Origin of the sequence: uncultured Nostoc sp., assembly GCF_964245575.1 — a bacterium.
Taxonomy (GTDB): Bacteria; Cyanobacteriota; Cyanobacteriia; order Cyanobacteriales; family Nostocaceae; genus Nostoc.
The window spans coordinates 1-16,989 of sequence record NZ_CAXTNP010000077.1 but is presented as its reverse complement, the minus strand read 5'-3'; the positions used below and the strand labels follow the sequence as shown (position 1 = coordinate 16,989).

Here is a 16,989-nt window from a genome sequence, read left to right as displayed (position 1 = left end):
TATCCACATAAACATTATTAATTAATGGATTTTCCCTTTGTTCAAGCTTTAAAAAGCGGGATAATAGTTGAACTAGATTATATGCATCCTCAAGAACAGGAGGTTGTAAGAGCATTACTCAATGTTTTATTGATTGAAGGTAAAACTTATCCCCAAAAGCAACCTCTATCTTAGGCAGAATTTTCAGCTTACTCGTTGAGTAAGGATGCCTTTGTTGTCAGGATATCTGGTCAGGATGCTACACACAAACCAAAAGGAATATTAGGGGCGTTTCTATTTAAAACCAAACTTCCACAGTCGGTGTTGCCATATTTGCAACACTGGTTTTATTGTACAACCAGGCTTTGGCGGTCAGGGGATAGTGCGGTTCATGGGAGAGGCGATGCTCTTGATAGCAGCAAACCTGGGCTATGAAGCAGTAATGTTCAATTTGGTCTTTGAAACTAATATACCTTCAATTACACTTTGGCAGTTGTTAGGATTTGAGATCATTGGGCGAATTGGGCGTGCAGCAAAGCTAGGGGATGAACAGGTGGTAGATGCACTGATCATGTATCCCCCTTTGGGTTGAACGACTTATCTATCTTTGTATGTACCAGAAGTCAGTCATAGTACATAAATGTTAGGATTGCCACAGAAAGAGAATAGCGAAAGAGAAGGAAAAAAAACTGAATGGCAGAAGTTGACAAGTCAATATCCTTCGATGGAAGGGATATTCGACTGAAAGTAGGTCTACTAGCTCCCCAGGCAGGTGGGTCGGTTTTGATAGAATCAGGGGACACATCCGTTTTAGTGACGGCTACGCGATCGCAAGCCAGAGAAGGCATTGATTTTCTTCCACTCACAGTAGATTATGAAGAAAGGCTGTATGCCGCTGGTAGGATTCCGGGAGGGATCATGCGGCGAGAAGGTCGTCCACCAGAAAAAACAATTCTCACCAGCCGTCTTATAGACCGCCCCATGCGTCCCCTGTTCCCCTCATGGCTACGGGATGACTTGCAAATTATTGCCTTAACGCTGTCGATGGACGAGTTAGTTCCACCCGATGTCTTAGCAGTTACAGGCGCTTCCATCGCTACCCTAATTGCCCAGATTCCTTTTAATGGGCCAATGGCAGCAGTGCGGGTTGGTTTAGTGGGAGATGATTTCATTATTAACCCTACATACGCAGAAATTGAAGCCGGAGATTTGGATCTGGTAGTAGCAGGTTCACCACATGGTGTGATTATGGTGGAGGCGGGAGCCAATCAATTGCCAGAGCGAGATATTATCGAGGCGATTGACTTTGGTTATGAAGCAGTGCGGGACTTAATCAAAGCACAGCAAGATTTAATAGCAGAATTGGGTCTGGTAATAGTACAAGAAGGACGACCAGAAGTAGACCAGACGCTAGAAAATTATATCCGCGATCGCGCTAGCAGCCAGATTAAGAAAATCCTGTCGCAATTTACTTTCACCAAACCCGAACGCGATGCAGCCTTAGATGTCGTCAAGGATGAAATTGCCACGACAATTAAGGAACTGCCAGAAGAAGATCCAATTCGAGTTGCCGCAACTGCAAATAGCAAGGCACTTGGTAACACTTTTAAAGATATTACCAAATACTTCATGCGGCGGCAAATCATCGAAGATAACATTCGCGTTGATGGTCGTAAACTCGATCAAGTGCGACCTGTTTCTTGTTTAGTTGGTGTCTTACCAAAGCGAGTCCACGGTAGCGGTTTATTTAACCGAGAACTAACTCAGGTATTATCCGCTTGTACTCTGGGTACACCTGGGGATGCCCAAAATCTCAACGATGACATGCAGCTAGATCAGCACAAGCGTTATCTGCATCATTACAACTTCCCCCCGTTCTCAGTTGGGGAAACCAAGCCAATGCGGGCCCCAGGAAGGCGCGAAATTGGTCACGGGGCATTAGCAGAGCGATCGCTATTACCTGTGCTACCCTCAAAGGAACAATTTCCCTACGTGATTCGCATCGTATCGGAAGTACTTTCCTCCAACGGTTCCACCTCAATGGGTTCAGTCTGCGGTTCCACCCTAGCCTTGATGGATGCTGGTGTACCAATACTCAAACCCGTTAGTGGCGCAGCAATGGGTCTGATTAAGGAAGGAGACGAAGTGCGAGTTCTCACCGATATTCAGGGCATTGAAGACTTTTTGGGCGACATGGACTTCAAAGTTGCTGGTACCGATACCGGGATTACTGCCTTGCAAATGGATATGAAAATATCTGGTCTGTCGTTGGAGGTTATTGCCCAAGCCGTTCACCAAGCCAAAGCAGCCCGGTTGCACATTCTGGAGAAAATGCTCGCCTGCATTGACACGCCACGGACTGAAACCTCACCTTATGCCCCACGTCTGTTAACAATCAAGATTGATTCAGACATGATTGGTCTGGTCATCGGGCCTGGAGGCAAGACTATTAAGGGGATCACAGAGGAAACTGGTGCAAAAATTGATATCGAAGATGATGGCACTGTGACAATTTCTGCTGTGGATGAGAACAAGGCCAAGAGAGCCAGAAACATTATCCAAGGCATGACCCGCAAGCTGCACGAAGGGGATGTCTACGCAGGACGCATTACTCGGATTATACCGATAGGTGCATTTGTGGAATTTCTGCCTGGAAAAGAAGGGATGATCCACATCTCACAACTAGCTGACTACCGCGTTGGCAAAGTTGAGGATGAAGTAGCAGTGGGCGATGAAGTAATTATCAAAGTGCGCGAAATTGATAACAAAGGTCGGATTAATCTCACCCGCTTGGGTATCCACCCAGATCAAGCAACAGCAGCACGGGAAGCTGCGGCGGTGAATCGGTAACTCGATTTGGGATTTTAGATTAGATTAAATCTAAAATCCGCGATGCCTACTGTGAAGGCATCGCCGTATGCTTCTCTAATTAATTGCACGATATTTATAATCAACAGGAATCAGAATTTAATCAAGAAAACTGATACCTGTAAATATTCTCTATAACTATGAAGATAACCTTTTTCTAAGAAAAACTTCTGTTTCTTAGCAGAGGGATAAGTAGCTAAGTGTAAATAAATTAAAGTTTTAACCTCGACAACAGCAGTTGAGTTACACCATGAATAATCTGCAATCTACTAAACCTCCAAAACTTGAAAGTTGCAATAACCAAGTTATCCTCGATTACTTTGAGAATGCTTGGCAACTAGAAGATATGTTATTGAAAAGTCTGGTTGGGGAAGATACATTTTATCTCAATCCAGACCCTTTGAGAAATCCTCTAATTTTTTATCTGGGACATTCGGCTATTTTCTACATCAATAAATTAATTCAAGTGGGATTATTAGAAAAACGCCTCAATTCCGACTATGAAATATTGTTTGAAATTGGAGTTGATCCAGGAATACCAGAAGAATTGAATGAAGCGATCGCTCATCTGGAATGGCCGCAAGTTGCACAGACTTGGGAGTATCGAGAACAAGCATATTCTGTAATTTATGAACTAATTAAGACAACCCCAATTAGTCTACCAATTCATCCCAATCATCCCCTTTGGGCGTTAATGATGGGGATTGAACACCAGCGTATTCACATTGAAACTTCTTCAATGTTAATTCGCCAACTGCCAATTGAAAGAGTGAAACGCCCCCAAAACTGGCAATATGCCCCTTTTAATGGTTACACTCCTCAGAACGAAATGATAGAAGTTGCTGGTGGGGTAGTAAAACTCGGTAAAGCCTTTGATGATGCAACTTATGGATGGGATATTGATTATGGCGATCGCACTGTTGAAGTTGCATCTTTTTTCGCCAGTAAATACCTGATTACCAATGCCGATTTCCTTTATTTTGTCAAGTCTGGCGGCTACGAAAATAAAGAAATTTGGGATGAAGAATCTTGGGATTGGAAAACTCGATACAATATTCAAAGTCCCAAATTTTGGCTACATGAAAATGGTAGCTACAAATATCGAGCCATGTTTGATGAAATCGACTTACCCTTATATTGGCCTGTAGAAGTCAATCATTATGAAGCAATGGCTTATTGTCGGTGGCAAGGTAAAGATACTCGCTTAATGAGTGAATCAGAATACCATTTAGCAACTTATGGTGATAGTTCATTAGATGATGTCGAAAATTACAATCTAAATTTAAAATTTGGCTCACCTAGTCCTGTCGGGATGTTAGAAACAGCCAAAACTTATTCTGGATTGTACGATTTGCGTGGTAACGTTTGGGAATGGTTGAGTGATAATTTAAACCCCCTTGTCGGATATAAACCTCATTTTCTTTATGAAGATAATTCTGCCATATTTTTTGATGATAAACATCAAATGATGTTAGGAGGATGTTGGATAACTAATGGTACAGAAGCTTTAAAATATTATCGTAACTGGTTCCGTCCCAATTTTTATCAGCACGCTGGTTTTCGGATTGTTCAAGATATCAAAGATTAGGGACTTCCAAGAAATATAGCGGTTCTCGTTTGCATGAAGTATATTTTTAAACCTCACCCCGTATTTGCTAACGCAAATACGGGGTGAGGTTATTGGGTTGCTTATACTCAAAGCAGTCGCTGCGATCGTTGATAGCCTAGATTAGTACCACCACCTCAGACTTTCCCAACGATCGCCCAAATTAGCTCTTTTTTCTATACATTTGGCGCATCCATAGTTGTTGCTTTTGTACTTTACATATTACTGTTCTATATACTGCGATCGTTTCTTCGCCGCACAGAAAAAAATACAGCCCTGTTCATTCTTGGTATCTTACAAATCCCTGCGATCGCTATTTTTATCCTTGCCAGTCTAAAACTCTCGCTGAGTCAACTAGGAGCGGGAGAAATTCTTAATTGGATTGATCGAGGATTCACCGCTTTCCTAATTGCTGCTTTTACTTATGGCATAACTCTGTTGTTTACAGAAGCAGGAGTCTACTACTTAAAACACTATGCACACAAAACATAATATATTCAGTCAAACTCTTATGTCCAGCAACAAAACTTGATGAGTCGGCAAACTCATGATGTTTCAGATGTATTTTTTGCAAGAATTTTCTGTGAAGTAGCGAATGGGAAACGTAAAAACAGAAATCAGCAACAATTATTCTCATCAAAAACCATCCAAGGTTTAAGAGCAAGCTATTTCCTCTATTTAGTTCTGGCGCTAGATAGAGGATAATTAAAGCTGCTATGAAACTTTTGATTTCCCCAGTAATGATGCCTTTCGCAGTAAAGGAAGGAAATGGTTGTTTTTTGACTTTCTTAATCCTAGCAGTCAGTTTCTCTCTCAAATTATCATTCTTTTTAATTACCTTTTCGATGAAAAGGCCTATGCTATAAAATGATACAGAACCAACAAGCCAGTATAACAGCACCTGAGTTATGAAGTTAAGTTCTATATTGTGCAATAGCCAATAAAATATTTGCTGAACAATTGTGCAAGTAATAGCGATTTTTAGATAAAATTCAACCTCGAAACAGAAATCAAAAATTTTTTTCATCCCTGTGTCCTTGTAGTATTTATTTAACAAGAGAGACAGTCTTGCTGAGGGCAATTCAAGAGAGAGGAATACTGCCCTCAGCAAGACTGCGGCGATCGCAAGTCGATAGGACAAACCGCTCTACATCTTGCTCATTCCCTAAAATCTGGTCAGAGTCAATTAATTCCTGTTCTAGGGGCTTAAAGTTCCTGTCATTTTGTCTTTATACTGGAGAATAACCAGCAGAGTTTAGGTAGTAAGGATGGATTCCTAGCTACTGTTTTTTGAGTATTAAACATAAAAATTGCTTGAACTAATCTCACCTTTTTAAAGTAATATTAAATACTATTGTCTCAGTATAAACTCGGTAATAATGGAAAAACTTTATATAAATTTCAATGGTGAGCTTTTGGAATAGGCGCTCATCAAGTTGCGCGATCGTCCAAACCATCAAACCTGCCGTAAGAACATCGAAAGAAAGCTGAAAATACAATGAAGCGCGGTAATATAATTTGAATAATTATGTTTACGAGAGAGAAAATGCTATTCTCGATTGCTTATTCAGGCAGATAAAAAGGCAACTATATATCAATACGCTTGGGTTAAAGCTTAACTCTTTGTCAAATTCAATTTTTTTAACGTAGACGCAAAGCGGCTTGCCGCAGGCTACTGCCAAGGCGTAGCGTCTTGTAGAGAAGGAAGAGAAGGAAGAAATGCAAAACTTACCTGTATTGAATTATATATAATGATCATCTAAGACAAAACAAGATTATCTGCCAATAGGGTTAGGTTACAGCTATTTATTTGAAAATAGCTGTAAGGATAATTGTAGGTTGAGTATCCGATTGTGAAACCCAACATTCAATGTTAATTGAGTTACCAGAAGTTAATGCGCTTATAGGCTAGTGTTGCCGCAATTTTTGCAGTTCGACTCCCCCTTTTGCTTAAGCCTTTTTCAACCAGCTAAACATAGCGCGTAAATCTTTACCAACTTCTTCAATTTTGTGTTCAGCTTCTTTACGACGCAAGGCGGTAAATCCTGGTTTACCAGCTTGGTTTTCGAGAACAAATTCTCGTGCAAATTGTCCAGATTGAATTTCGCTGAGAATTTTCTGCATTTCAACTTTGGTTTGTTCGGTGACAATCCGCGGCCCACGGGTATAATCGCCATATTCAGCCGTATTAGAAATACTGTCACGCATTTTGGCTAAACCACCTTCCACAACCAAGTCTACAATCAGCTTGACTTCATGCAGACATTCAAAATAAGCCAATTCTGGTTGATAACCAGCTTCTACCAAAGTTTCAAATCCGGCTTTGATTAAAGCACTCAAACCACCGCACAATACTGCTTGTTCGCCAAATAAATCTGTTTCAGTTTCTTCACGGAAAGTAGTTTCGAGAACACCGGCGCGAGTTCCACCGATACCTTTAGCATAAGACATGGCGCGATCGCGTGCCTGACCACTAGCATCTTGATAAACTGCAAACAGCGCTGGTACGCCTTCACCACTTTCATAAGTCCGCCGTACCAAATGCCCCGGCCCTTTGGGTGCTACCATCACCACATCTACATTAGCTGGTGGTACAACTTGCCCAAAGTGAATATTGAAACCGTGGGCAAAGGCTAACACATTCCCTTCTTCTAAATTTGGTTCAATCTCGTTTTTATAAATCGTTTTTTGGACTTCATCAGGTAACAAAATCATGATAAAGTCAGCAGCATTGGCAGCATCTGCGACATTCTTCACAGTTAACCCAGCAGCTTCAGCTTTTGCTACTGACTTACTACCCGGATATAGTCCCACAATCACATTCAAACCACTATCTTTGAGATTGAGAGCGTGGGCATGACCTTGCGAACCATAGCCGATGATGGCAATAGTTTTTCCAGCCAAAAGGTCTAAATTGGCATCTTCGTCATAGTACATCCGGGCCATAGAAGCATCTCCTGTCAGCAAGCATCGTCATTTATTGGCAGGCTTACGATTGTACCCCAAATTGAGTAACCACAGATGAACTATTACCCGGATTTCTCACAATATTGCTCAAAGCGTTATAAAACCTAGATTCATAAGTTTCACACTGCATGAAAATTTTTAGCCGTCAGAAATGTCCGAAAGATTCTCTGGGTAAAGGTTATGAATAAGGGACTGACAAATAAAAAAATACTCAACTACTTTTGTGAGGTGGACACCGACCTTTGGCTATGGGCGGGCAAGATGCCCAATTGCAGTTTAAATTAAATTAGTAAATTGAAGTAATCATTCATCAAGTCAGACTACCAATGCTCTCCCAAGATAAACCAGATCCAAATGATTCACCGCAAGGATCGTCCGAAACACGTCGTCAAAACATTCTGCCCACTGCCCCATTACCGGAATCTATTAGTAAAAATATCGAGACTATCATCGCATTGCACAGACGTTCTGAAAAAGACATACCACGACATCAGCGGGTTGTAGAAACGGTAAGTGCTTTTTTTGGTCGTCCTGCATTCCTGTATAGCATCCTGCTTGGGATTATTCTGTGGGTAATACCCAATCTCTTACCACGACGTTTCGGCATACCAAGATTTGATCCTCCTCCATTTTCTTGGTTACAATTTTCACTGACTACGGGTTCATTGTTGGTGACAACAGGAGTATTGATTAAACAAGAGCGACAAGAAAAGTTAGCAGAGCAACGGACGCAGCTTATTCTTCAACTCAATCTGCTCTCTGAGCAGAAAATCGCTAAACTCATCGGTTTGCTTGAGGAATTACGCCAAGATATTCCTAATGTCAAAAATCGCTCTGATCCAGAGGCTGATATGATGAAGTCCCCTACTGACCCGCACGCAATTATAGATGTATTAGAAGAGACTTTAGCATCCGAGTTAGCAAGTTTGTCTCAGCAACAAACATCAATTGAAGAATAATTGGATTTTGGACAAAACTTTATCCTTGTTACATAAATCGCAACAATCCAGATTTTGAGTTTTACTTCAGTAATACTGGGGTTAACTTCATCCATCTGGGGGTAGATTATGTACGCTTCGAGTAAATTACCGCGCACATCTGGTTTATTTATAAGTGCGTTATTGGGAGGGGTGATTTTTACCAGTTGCGCCTCTTCCCATCAGTCAGCAAATAAGGCTTTACCTCCAATGGCAGCCGATAGTGCGGGAAATCCAGCATCTGCACCTACTCGTGAAAACAGTATTTCCCAAAAGGCGCAAGCTTCACCAATAGCCCGTTCTCGTCCCCAACTTATTAAAAAAGCAGCAATGTCTTTGACTGTCAACTCTGTAGATCAGACTGTTGATGCTGTTTCACAAATTATCAATCAACAGCAAGGGGATTTAATCGGGTTGAAACAACAACAACCCAATAACGACAACCCGCGCTACACAGCAACCATACAGTTGCGGATACCAGAGAACCTGCTGGAATCTACTCTAGAACAACTTGCTAAATTGGGCACTGTTGAAAGTCGTAATATCACTGCCGAAGATGTGGGCGATCGCCTGGTGGATTTCCAAGCTAGATTAACCAATTTGCAAAAAACTGAAGCCAATTTGCAAAAAATTATGGCTCGGGCAGGTTCTGTTAGAGATGTGCTTAGTGTTGCCCAAGAACTGAGTAATGTCCGAGAAACCATAGAACAAATTAATGCCCAACTCAAAAGCCTACAAAATCAAGTTGTTTATTCCACTATTACGCTAAACCTAGAAGCAGCAGTTTCTAGCACCAGCTCACAACCTGCCTTTGGTTTGCAAGTTCAGGAAACTTGGAACAACTCTACCCATTCTTTGAGAGCATTTTCCGTTGGCTTACTCAAGCTGGGTATTTGGTTAATTGTTTACAGTCCCTATTTGTTAATTTTTGCTGCTCTTGTTTATGGCTTTAGGCGTTGGCGGCGAACTCATTCACCACGTTTAACACAAGCACCAGAATCAACTAGTTCTGAGTGAGCTTGCCATAAATCCTACATTTACCGTTGATAAATCTACACAGATAAAGAGGGATTGAAATATTCCAAACTCTTATTGTCTGTACCTTTCGCCTAAAAATTTTCTTTATCCTGTAGTCTTAATTACTTTAATACTTTTTTAAATGTAAAGAGCAATACAAAATATATGATGACAATTTTGATACAAATTTGTTAAGAATAGTTACAATAGTCGGCAAACACGATAATATTTCTTATGGTAAAATCACTTGACAATAATCCACCTCATCATGTAGTTATTGTTGGCGGTGGCTTTGGTGGACTTTATGCAGCAAAAACACTCGCCAAGGCAGCAGTAAACGTCACTCTGATTGATAAACGTAACTTTCATCTATTTCAACCCCTCCTATACCAAGTCGCCACAGGTGCGCTATCTCCTGCTGATATTTCCTCACCGTTGCGTTCTGTGCTTAGTAAGAGCAAGAATACGAAAGTGGTGCTGGGAGAGGTGAATAATATTGATCCAGAAGCGCAAAAAGTGATCGTGGGTGAGGAAGCAATAGCTTACGATACGTTAATTGTCGCTACAGGAGCCAAGCATTCCTATTTTGGTAAAGACAACTGGGAAGAATTCGCCCCCGGCTTGAAAACTGTAGAAGATGCCACAGAAATGCGTAGCCGGATTTTTACGGCGTTTGAAGCCGCAGAAAAAGAAACCGATTTAGAAAAACGCCGGGCTTGGTTAACCTTTGTAATTGTGGGTGGAGGCCCAACTGGTGTAGAGTTGGCTGGTGCGATCGCAGAATTAGCAAATCAAACTCTCAAAGAAGATTTCCGCAACATCAACACCTCAGAAGCCAAAATTTTGTTATTAGAAGGTCTAGATCGGATTCTGCCACCTTTTGCACCAGAGTTATCACAAGAAGCGGAAGCATCCCTGACGCGGTTGGGAGTGATTGTCCAGACAAAAACACTGGTAACGAATATTGAAAATGATATTGTTACCCTCAAACAAGGCGATGAAGTTAAAGAAATTGCCTCAAAAACGGTATTATGGGCAGCAGGTGTGAAAGCTTCCGCAATGGGAAAAGTGCTAGCAGAACACACAGGTGCTGAATGCGATCGCGCTGGACGGATTATGGTTGAACCTGACTTGAGTATTAAAGGACATCCCAATATTTTTGTAATTGGCGACTTAGCAAATTTTTCTCATCAAAATGGTAAACCGCTACCTGGTGTTGCACCTGTAGCGAAACAAGAAGGTGAATATGTAGCAGAACTAGTCCAAAAGCGGCTTGTAGGTAACAATTTGCCACCCTTTGCTTATACCGATTATGGTAGTTTGGCAATGATTGGTCACAATTCTGCTGTGGTAGATTTGGGTTTTATCAAGCTGAAAGGTTTTGTTGCATGGCTGTTTTGGCTGTTGATTCACATCTACTTCTTAATTGAATTTAACAACAAATTAGTAGTAATGATTCAGTGGGCATGGAACTATTTTACCCGTAATCGTGGAGCAAGATTAATTACAGGACAAGAATCAATCACGCAGTTCGGAATTAGCGATCGCAACATTTATTACGCATCAGAAACTAATAAACAGCCAGTAAATATCTAATTGCACATAGGGCATTAGGTATAAGAGGCAGAGATGCAAAGGGGCATAGGGGCAGAGGGGAAAGACTTACTGCTCCCCTGCTCCCCTGCTTTCCCACTCCCCACTCCCTACTCCCTACTCCCTACAACAAAGTTATCGCCCTCATAAATTAGCAGTAAGCTGTTTGAGGGCGTTTTTTGATAATCAACATAATGGCAACTATTAACGACAACTACCTGAAGCTGAAAGCGGGTTATCTGTTTCCAGAAATTGCTCGACGGGTGAATGTCTTTGCAGAAGGCAACAGTAATGCTAAAATCATCCGGCTGGGCATTGGCGATGTTACCGAACCTCTGCCGGAGGCTTGCCGCGCAGCGATGATTAAAGCTGTGGAAGAAATGGGCGATCGCAATACCTTTAAAGGCTACGGCCCTGAGCAAGGCTACGCTTGGTTGCGGGAGAAAATTGCTACTCAAGATTTCCAAGCACGGGGAGCCGATATAGATGCCTCGGAAATCTTTATTTCCGATGGTTCTAAGTGTGACACAGGCAACATTTTAGAAATCTTTGGTCATGACAATCTAATTGCCGTTACTGACCCCGTTTATCCCGTGTATGTAGACACTAACGTTATGGTGGGAAATACTGGGGATGCCAATGATAAAGGCGAGTTTGAAGGGTTAGTTTATCTACCAATTACAGCTGATAACAACTTCACCGCCGAGATTCCCTCAAAGAAAGTCGATTTAATTTATCTCTGCTTTCCCAATAACCCGACTGGCGCAACTGCTACTAAGGAATATCTCAAGACATGGGTGGACTATGCCAAAGCTAATAACTCGATTATTTTCTTTGATGCAGCCTACGAAGCTTATATTACCGATCCATCGATTCCGCACTCAATTTATGAAATTGAAGGTGCAAGAGAAGTTGCGATCGAATTTCGTTCTTTCTCCAAGAATGCAGGTTTTACAGGAACCCGTTGCGCGTTAACTGTAGTACCGAAGACACTCACAGGAAAAGCCGCCGATGGTTCCGATGTAGAACTGTGGAAACTCTGGAATCGTCGCCAGTCTACCAAATTTAATGGCGTTTCTTACATCGTTCAACGGGGAGCCGAAGCGGTTTACTCCGAAGAAGGACAAGCACAAATTAAGGGATTGGTGAGTTTCTATTTAGAAAACGCCAAAATTATCCGCGAAAAACTCACAGCCGCCGGATTATCAGTTTATGGTGGCGTGAATGCACCTTACGTCTGGGTGAAAACGCCTAATAGTTTATCCAGTTGGGAATTCTTCGATAAGCTGCTGCAAACTGTCAACGTGGTGGGAACACCTGGTTCTGGCTTTGGTGCTGCGGGTGAAGGTTACTTCCGCATTTCGGCGTTTAATAGCCGCGAGAATGTGGAAGAGGCGATGAAGCGGATTACCGAGAAGTTTAAAGTGTAAGCGATCGCTTTTAGCCGCTTTTGTTAAACTCAATCTATTAGTCTAAAGGTTACGGTGGGCTATATTATCCACCGCAACCTGATAGATAATTATTGAAACTCAGATTACTTATATTCTGGTTATGACTGCTGCTATCCCCGTTTTTAAACCAGTTAGCCAGATGCAGTTAGCACCTGGTAGCATCGTGACTATTCCAGATGTTAGCTGGGAAGAATTTGAATCTATTTTACAAGAATTGGGAGAAAAAAGAACTACACGGATTACCTATAGCCAGGGTACTTTAGAAATTATGGCTCCTTTACCAGAACATGAAATACCCAAAGATTTAATTTCTGATATTGTCAAAATATTGTTGAAGGCTAAAGATATCAGATACCAACCTTTTGGTTCCACCACTTTTAAACGGCAAGGTGTAGCAGGAGTTGAACCTGATGCTTGCTTTTATATTCAGAATTATCAACGAATGATTGGTCATCGCCGTTTACAAGCTGATGATCCACCACCAAATTTAGCGATTGAGACTGATGTCACATCAAAAACTACTCTTGATGCTTATGAAGCCATTGGAGTCCCAGAATTATGGGTTTACGATAGTGGAAACCTTTCTATTTATTTGCTGAGAGATGGGAAATACATAAAATCTAATACTAGTCCTAATTTTGAGGATATAGCTATTACTCAGATTATCCCTACTGCTGTAGAACGTAGTTGGCAAGTAGGAAGTTTTCAAGCTTTGGAAGAATTGGAAGCGATGATTTAGTAAATGATCAAACAAGTATCGCTCATTTTGTTTAATTATGATTTTGACAAAGAGTTTTAGCCTTAACCCAAGCGTATTGTGCTATATACTGCAATGTCTGAAGAGAGTTTAAGCAATTGAAGCCTGATATTTCCCTTAATTTGATAAAGCGCATACATGACTACTCTGACTATGCGATGCCTACGGCGGTAAACTACGCACTTTGCTAATTATCCATGAATTGCATCAAAAAATTATTCCTGAGAATTATTTCCTCCTTCTTTGCCATCATCAGGTAAATCAATTTTTGGTCGTCCATAATTAGCCAAAGTCACGTCTTCTTCTAAAGATACAGCAGAGTATTTACTCAACCCAATACGCTGTGCTGAGTAAATTCCAGAATGACCTGAAAATAGATAGCTTACTACACAGCTAATAGCAATAAATACCCCTGATTCGAGGCCAAATAGTTCAATTCCCATTAAGGTTGATGCTATAGGTGTATTTGCTGCACCCGCAAATACACCCACAAATCCCATTCCTGCTAACAGTGGTGCAGGTAATGCTAAAAGTAACGATAAAGCATTACCTAAAGTTGCACCAATAAAAAACAAAGGGGTTACTTCCCCACCTTTAAAACCTGCTCCTAAAGTTAGAGCAGTCAGACCTAATTTGGCTGCAAAATCCCAAGGAGGTAGCTGAGTGAAAAAAGAATCAACAATAGTAGGGATACCAAGTCCGATGTACTTGGTTGTTCCACTTAACCCAACAATTGCTGCTATTAGCGCACCGCCTATTAAAGGACGCATTGGAGGATAAGATATCTTGGTTTTAAAGAAGTGACTAATTTTGTGAGTTACTTGAGCAAAAAATCTTGCGACTATTCCAAAGATTACACCTGCGATAATGGCAGAAATCAATCCCCAAATTGTAAGCGTCGGGATAGAGGGAGCGTGTCGGTATGCCGTATGATGCAAACCCAATAACAAGGTGACTTGATTTCCAACGATCGCAGCAATTAAAGAAGGGAAAAGGGCGTCATAATTAATTTTACCAATTGCTAAAACTTCTAGACCAAATACGGTTCCAGCTAAGGGAGTGCCGAAAACTGAAGCAAATCCCCCACTAATACCTGCGGTTAATAAAATTCGCCGATTCGCTCCTTGAAAATGTAATATTTTAGTTAACTGGTCTGCCAAAGAAGCACCCATTTGCAATGCTGTACCTTCACGACCGGCTGAACCTCCAAATAAATGTGTAAGGTCTGTTCCTAGCAAAACAAGAGGAGCCATGCGAAAGGGAATAATATTTTTGGGCTTATGGATTTCTTCTAGTAAAAGGTTATTTCCGGCTTCTACAGTCCGACCAAACTGATGATAAATCCAACCACTCAAGAAGCCACCAAGGGGTAGCAAGGCGATAATCCATTGATGCGATTCTCGCCAATCAGTTGCCCATTCCAATGATACTAAAAGAGCCGCAGAAGCCGTTCCAGCAAGAATGCCAACTACAACGGAAATAGGCAACCATTTAATTAGGTCGGGTAATGCAATGAACGGTTCAAATTGACGTAGTTGTTTCATACCATGACTCCTTGAGGTGCAATCTGTAGACTTACACTTTCTACAGGGGAGTCAGGTAATGCATTTAGCCAAGCCCTACTCTCCCGCAGTCAGCGAAGAAAGTAGGAGCTATCAGCCTTCCAGTGATGAATTTTACCTGTACTGGAAAGGCGGTTTTGGCGAGCTCCATCGCCATAAATACTATTTAATTAATTCAACAATACCATGTTTACTTTTGTATTGCTTTTCGCACTTATAATTTCTACTTTGATAAACTATTTATTCCTATAGATAGATGCATTTATGATATATCTTAAATATAAATTATCTTATTAATAGAGTAAGTATCAAAAAAACTAAATTAGTATTTACAAAACTTAAGTAGGAAAACCGTACTTATCTGATAGGTTTTCTGTACCATATATCTAAGTTTAGCTGGATACAATCAAAAAGTAGCTTAATTAATGCTGTTTCATAAAAAAATAATACAGCATTAGCAGGAGAGCGAAAATATGACAAATCAATTGAAAACGGCTGTTTTGCTAGCTGCGTTAAGTGGTCTTTTGATCGCAATTAGTTACTGGATAATTGGCGGTACTAGTGGCTTGATAATAGGGATAGGTTTAGCAGCAGTAACAAACCTGTTTTCCTGGTATCAATCAGATAAGATTGCGCTGGCAGTATACCGCGCCCAACCTGTGAGTGAAAGGGAAGCACCAGGACTTTATCGGATGGTGCAGAGATTGAGCGATCGCGCTAACATTCCCATGCCCAGAGTTTACATTGTCCCTAGCCTTGGTGCAAACGCCTTTGCTACAGGACGCGATCCAGAACATGCTGCTGTGGCTGTCACCGAAGGCATTTTGAATATATTGCCAGAGGATGAACTCGAAGGCGTTATCGCTCACGAACTCACCCACATTATTAATCGTGATACCCTCACACAAGCTGTTGCTGCTACTGTTGCTGGTGCGATCTCATTTCTAGCGCAAATGGTTAGTTACAGCTTATGGTTTGGCGGTGGTTCACGAGATAACAACAGAGGTGCAAATCCTTTAGGAGTTTTGTTAACAGTAATGCTTGCGCCAGTGGCTGCGACGATTATTCAGCTAGCAATTTCACGCACACGAGAATTCTCTGCTGATGCAGGTTCAGCTAGATTAACTGGTAATCCCCGCGCCTTAGCTAGGGCACTGCAACGTTTAGAAGCCTCAGCAAAGCAGATGCCTTTAAATGCCAATCCAGCTTATGAGCCGTTATTAATTATCAATTCTATCTCTGGACAGTTTATGGGTAACTTGTTCTCTAGTCACCCTGCTACAGAGGTGCGAGTTGCAGCATTGCTGAAATTAGAGCAACAACTGCCAACAACAGTTTATTAATTAGTCATTAGTCATTAGTCATTGGTGAGCCAGTGCGGTCTTGGGGGTTTCCCCCATGAGCAACTGGTGCTAGCGTAGCGGTAGCGAGGTACGAGCGTCACCCGAAGGTCATTAGTCCTTTGGGAATTGACAATGACTTATGACTACCAGTATAGAGAGTAAGCTTTGTAATTTAAGGATGTTTTAACTATGACTGCTAGCAACATTGAATCCTTTGGAACTCCAGTCATTGAATCTACTGAATCTATAGTAATTGTAGAAATTAGTCCTGAAACCGATAAATTAGTAGAAACTGAAATGGCTGGCGAAAGTGATGAAGCCAAGCGCGAAACCAAAGCGCTGATTGAGGCACTAGAAAGACGCAGCCAAGCAGAGTCAGCAGGTACTCTCACCCGTGAAACCTATTTGAAAGCTGTGCGACAAGCACGAGAATTGATTGAAGACAGGAAACTGATAGAACGCGATCGCTTAGAAGATGCTTGGGCGATAATTCAGGATGAAGCTGAGAGAAACTGGCATTTAATGATGAAAGACTTAGTAGACTTCAGCTTTCGCCTGCAAAAAGCTGCTATTGCTGCTTGGGAAACCTTCAATCACCCTTACTCTCGCTAGTTCGACGAACCTCTCCCTGTCTTAAATTAAAGTTCAAGTCTGTCCCTCTCTAAGTCGGCTACGGTGTACACGCAGATTATTGAATTACCCCTCCCTAACCCTCCCCGATGTATTGGGGAGGGAATTAGATGTTCTAGTTTCCCCTTTCTAATGTTATTTTGGGGTTCGCATTTGTTGATTCGGCGTACGCATTTGTTGATTTGGCGTACGCATTTGTTGATTTAGGGTTCGCATTTGTTGATTCGGCGTACGCATTT

General features: G+C 41.5%; 12 protein-coding genes, 1 pseudogene and 1 riboswitch. Of the genes and pseudogenes, 10 read left to right on the top strand and 3 right to left on the bottom strand.

Annotation, left to right across the window (positions count from 1 at the left end; all coding sequences use genetic code 11):
- Positions 1–24 precede the first annotated feature (24 nt).
- The 3 genes and pseudogenes from ACFFAP_RS14595 to ovoA all read left to right on the top strand — a co-directional run bounded on the left by ACFFAP_RS14595 (position 25) and on the right by ovoA (position 4,435).
- Positions 25–571 (top strand): annotated as a pseudogene (locus ACFFAP_RS14595) (GNAT family N-acetyltransferase).
- 101 nt (positions 572–672) lie between these two features.
- On the top strand, positions 673–2,829 hold the full coding sequence (locus tag ACFFAP_RS14590; RefSeq protein WP_375511873.1) for a polyribonucleotide nucleotidyltransferase: 2,157 nt from the start codon (positions 673–675) through the stop codon (positions 2,827–2,829).
- A gap of 268 nt (positions 2,830–3,097) precedes the next feature.
- Positions 3,098–4,435, top strand: a complete 1,338-nt coding sequence (gene ovoA, locus ACFFAP_RS14585) for a 5-histidylcysteine sulfoxide synthase (protein ID WP_375511872.1) — start codon at positions 3,098–3,100, stop codon at positions 4,433–4,435.
- 460 nt (positions 4,436–4,895) lie between these two features.
- On the opposite strand, the gene ACFFAP_RS14580 is transcribed toward ovoA, so the two are convergent.
- Positions 4,896–5,480 (bottom strand): sterol desaturase family protein, encoded by a 585-nt coding sequence (locus ACFFAP_RS14580; RefSeq protein WP_375511871.1) that lies wholly within the window; start codon positions 5,478–5,480, stop codon positions 4,896–4,898.
- 923 nt (positions 5,481–6,403) lie between these two features.
- Positions 6,404–7,399: a ketol-acid reductoisomerase gene (gene ilvC, locus ACFFAP_RS14575; protein ID WP_375511870.1), complete on the bottom strand. Its 996-nt coding sequence runs from the start codon at positions 7,397–7,399 to the stop codon at positions 6,404–6,406.
- Positions 7,400–7,746: 347 nt separating this feature from the next.
- On the opposite strand from ilvC, the gene ACFFAP_RS14570 reads away from it, so the two are divergent.
- The 5 genes from ACFFAP_RS14570 (at position 7,747) to ACFFAP_RS14550 (ending at position 13,197) form a co-directional block, all read left to right on the top strand.
- Positions 7,747–8,379: a DUF1003 domain-containing protein gene (locus ACFFAP_RS14570; RefSeq protein ID WP_375511869.1), complete on the top strand. Its 633-nt coding sequence runs from the start codon at positions 7,747–7,749 to the stop codon at positions 8,377–8,379.
- Between the two features lie 108 nt (positions 8,380–8,487).
- On the top strand, positions 8,488–9,414 hold the full coding sequence (locus tag ACFFAP_RS14565) for a DUF4349 domain-containing protein (protein ID WP_375511868.1): 927 nt from the start codon (positions 8,488–8,490) through the stop codon (positions 9,412–9,414).
- A gap of 234 nt (positions 9,415–9,648) precedes the next feature.
- Positions 9,649–11,010 carry an NAD(P)/FAD-dependent oxidoreductase gene (locus ACFFAP_RS14560; RefSeq protein WP_375511867.1) on the top strand — a complete coding sequence of 454 codons (1,362 nt, stop codon included), beginning with the start codon at positions 9,649–9,651 and terminating at the stop codon, positions 11,008–11,010.
- A 191-nt stretch (positions 11,011–11,201) separates the two neighbouring features.
- Positions 11,202–12,437, top strand: coding sequence for an LL-diaminopimelate aminotransferase (locus ACFFAP_RS14555; protein ID WP_375511866.1), 1,236 nt, complete (start codon positions 11,202–11,204; stop codon positions 12,435–12,437).
- A 121-nt stretch (positions 12,438–12,558) separates the two neighbouring features.
- Positions 12,559–13,197, top strand: coding sequence for a Uma2 family endonuclease (locus ACFFAP_RS14550; RefSeq protein WP_375511865.1), 639 nt, complete (start codon positions 12,559–12,561; stop codon positions 13,195–13,197).
- A gap of 233 nt (positions 13,198–13,430) precedes the next feature.
- Here the strand turns inward: ACFFAP_RS14550 and ACFFAP_RS14545 are convergent, their stop codons facing one another.
- The gene (locus tag ACFFAP_RS14545; RefSeq protein WP_375511864.1) at positions 13,431–14,759 is read right to left on the bottom strand and encodes a voltage-gated chloride channel family protein; all 1,329 of its coding nucleotides are present in this window, start codon (positions 14,757–14,759) and stop codon (positions 13,431–13,433) included.
- A 95-nt stretch (positions 14,760–14,854) separates the two neighbouring features.
- Positions 14,855–14,941: riboswitch (Fluoride riboswitch) on the bottom strand.
- Between the two features lie 309 nt (positions 14,942–15,250).
- Between ACFFAP_RS14545 and ACFFAP_RS14540 the strand changes: the two genes are divergently transcribed.
- Positions 15,251–16,120, top strand: coding sequence for a zinc metalloprotease HtpX (locus tag ACFFAP_RS14540; RefSeq protein ID WP_375511863.1), 870 nt, complete (start codon positions 15,251–15,253; stop codon positions 16,118–16,120).
- A gap of 189 nt (positions 16,121–16,309) precedes the next feature.
- Positions 16,310–16,732 (top strand): hypothetical protein, encoded by a 423-nt coding sequence (locus ACFFAP_RS14535; RefSeq protein ID WP_375511862.1) that lies wholly within the window; start codon positions 16,310–16,312, stop codon positions 16,730–16,732.
- The last annotated feature ends 257 nt before the right edge of the window (positions 16,733–16,989 follow it).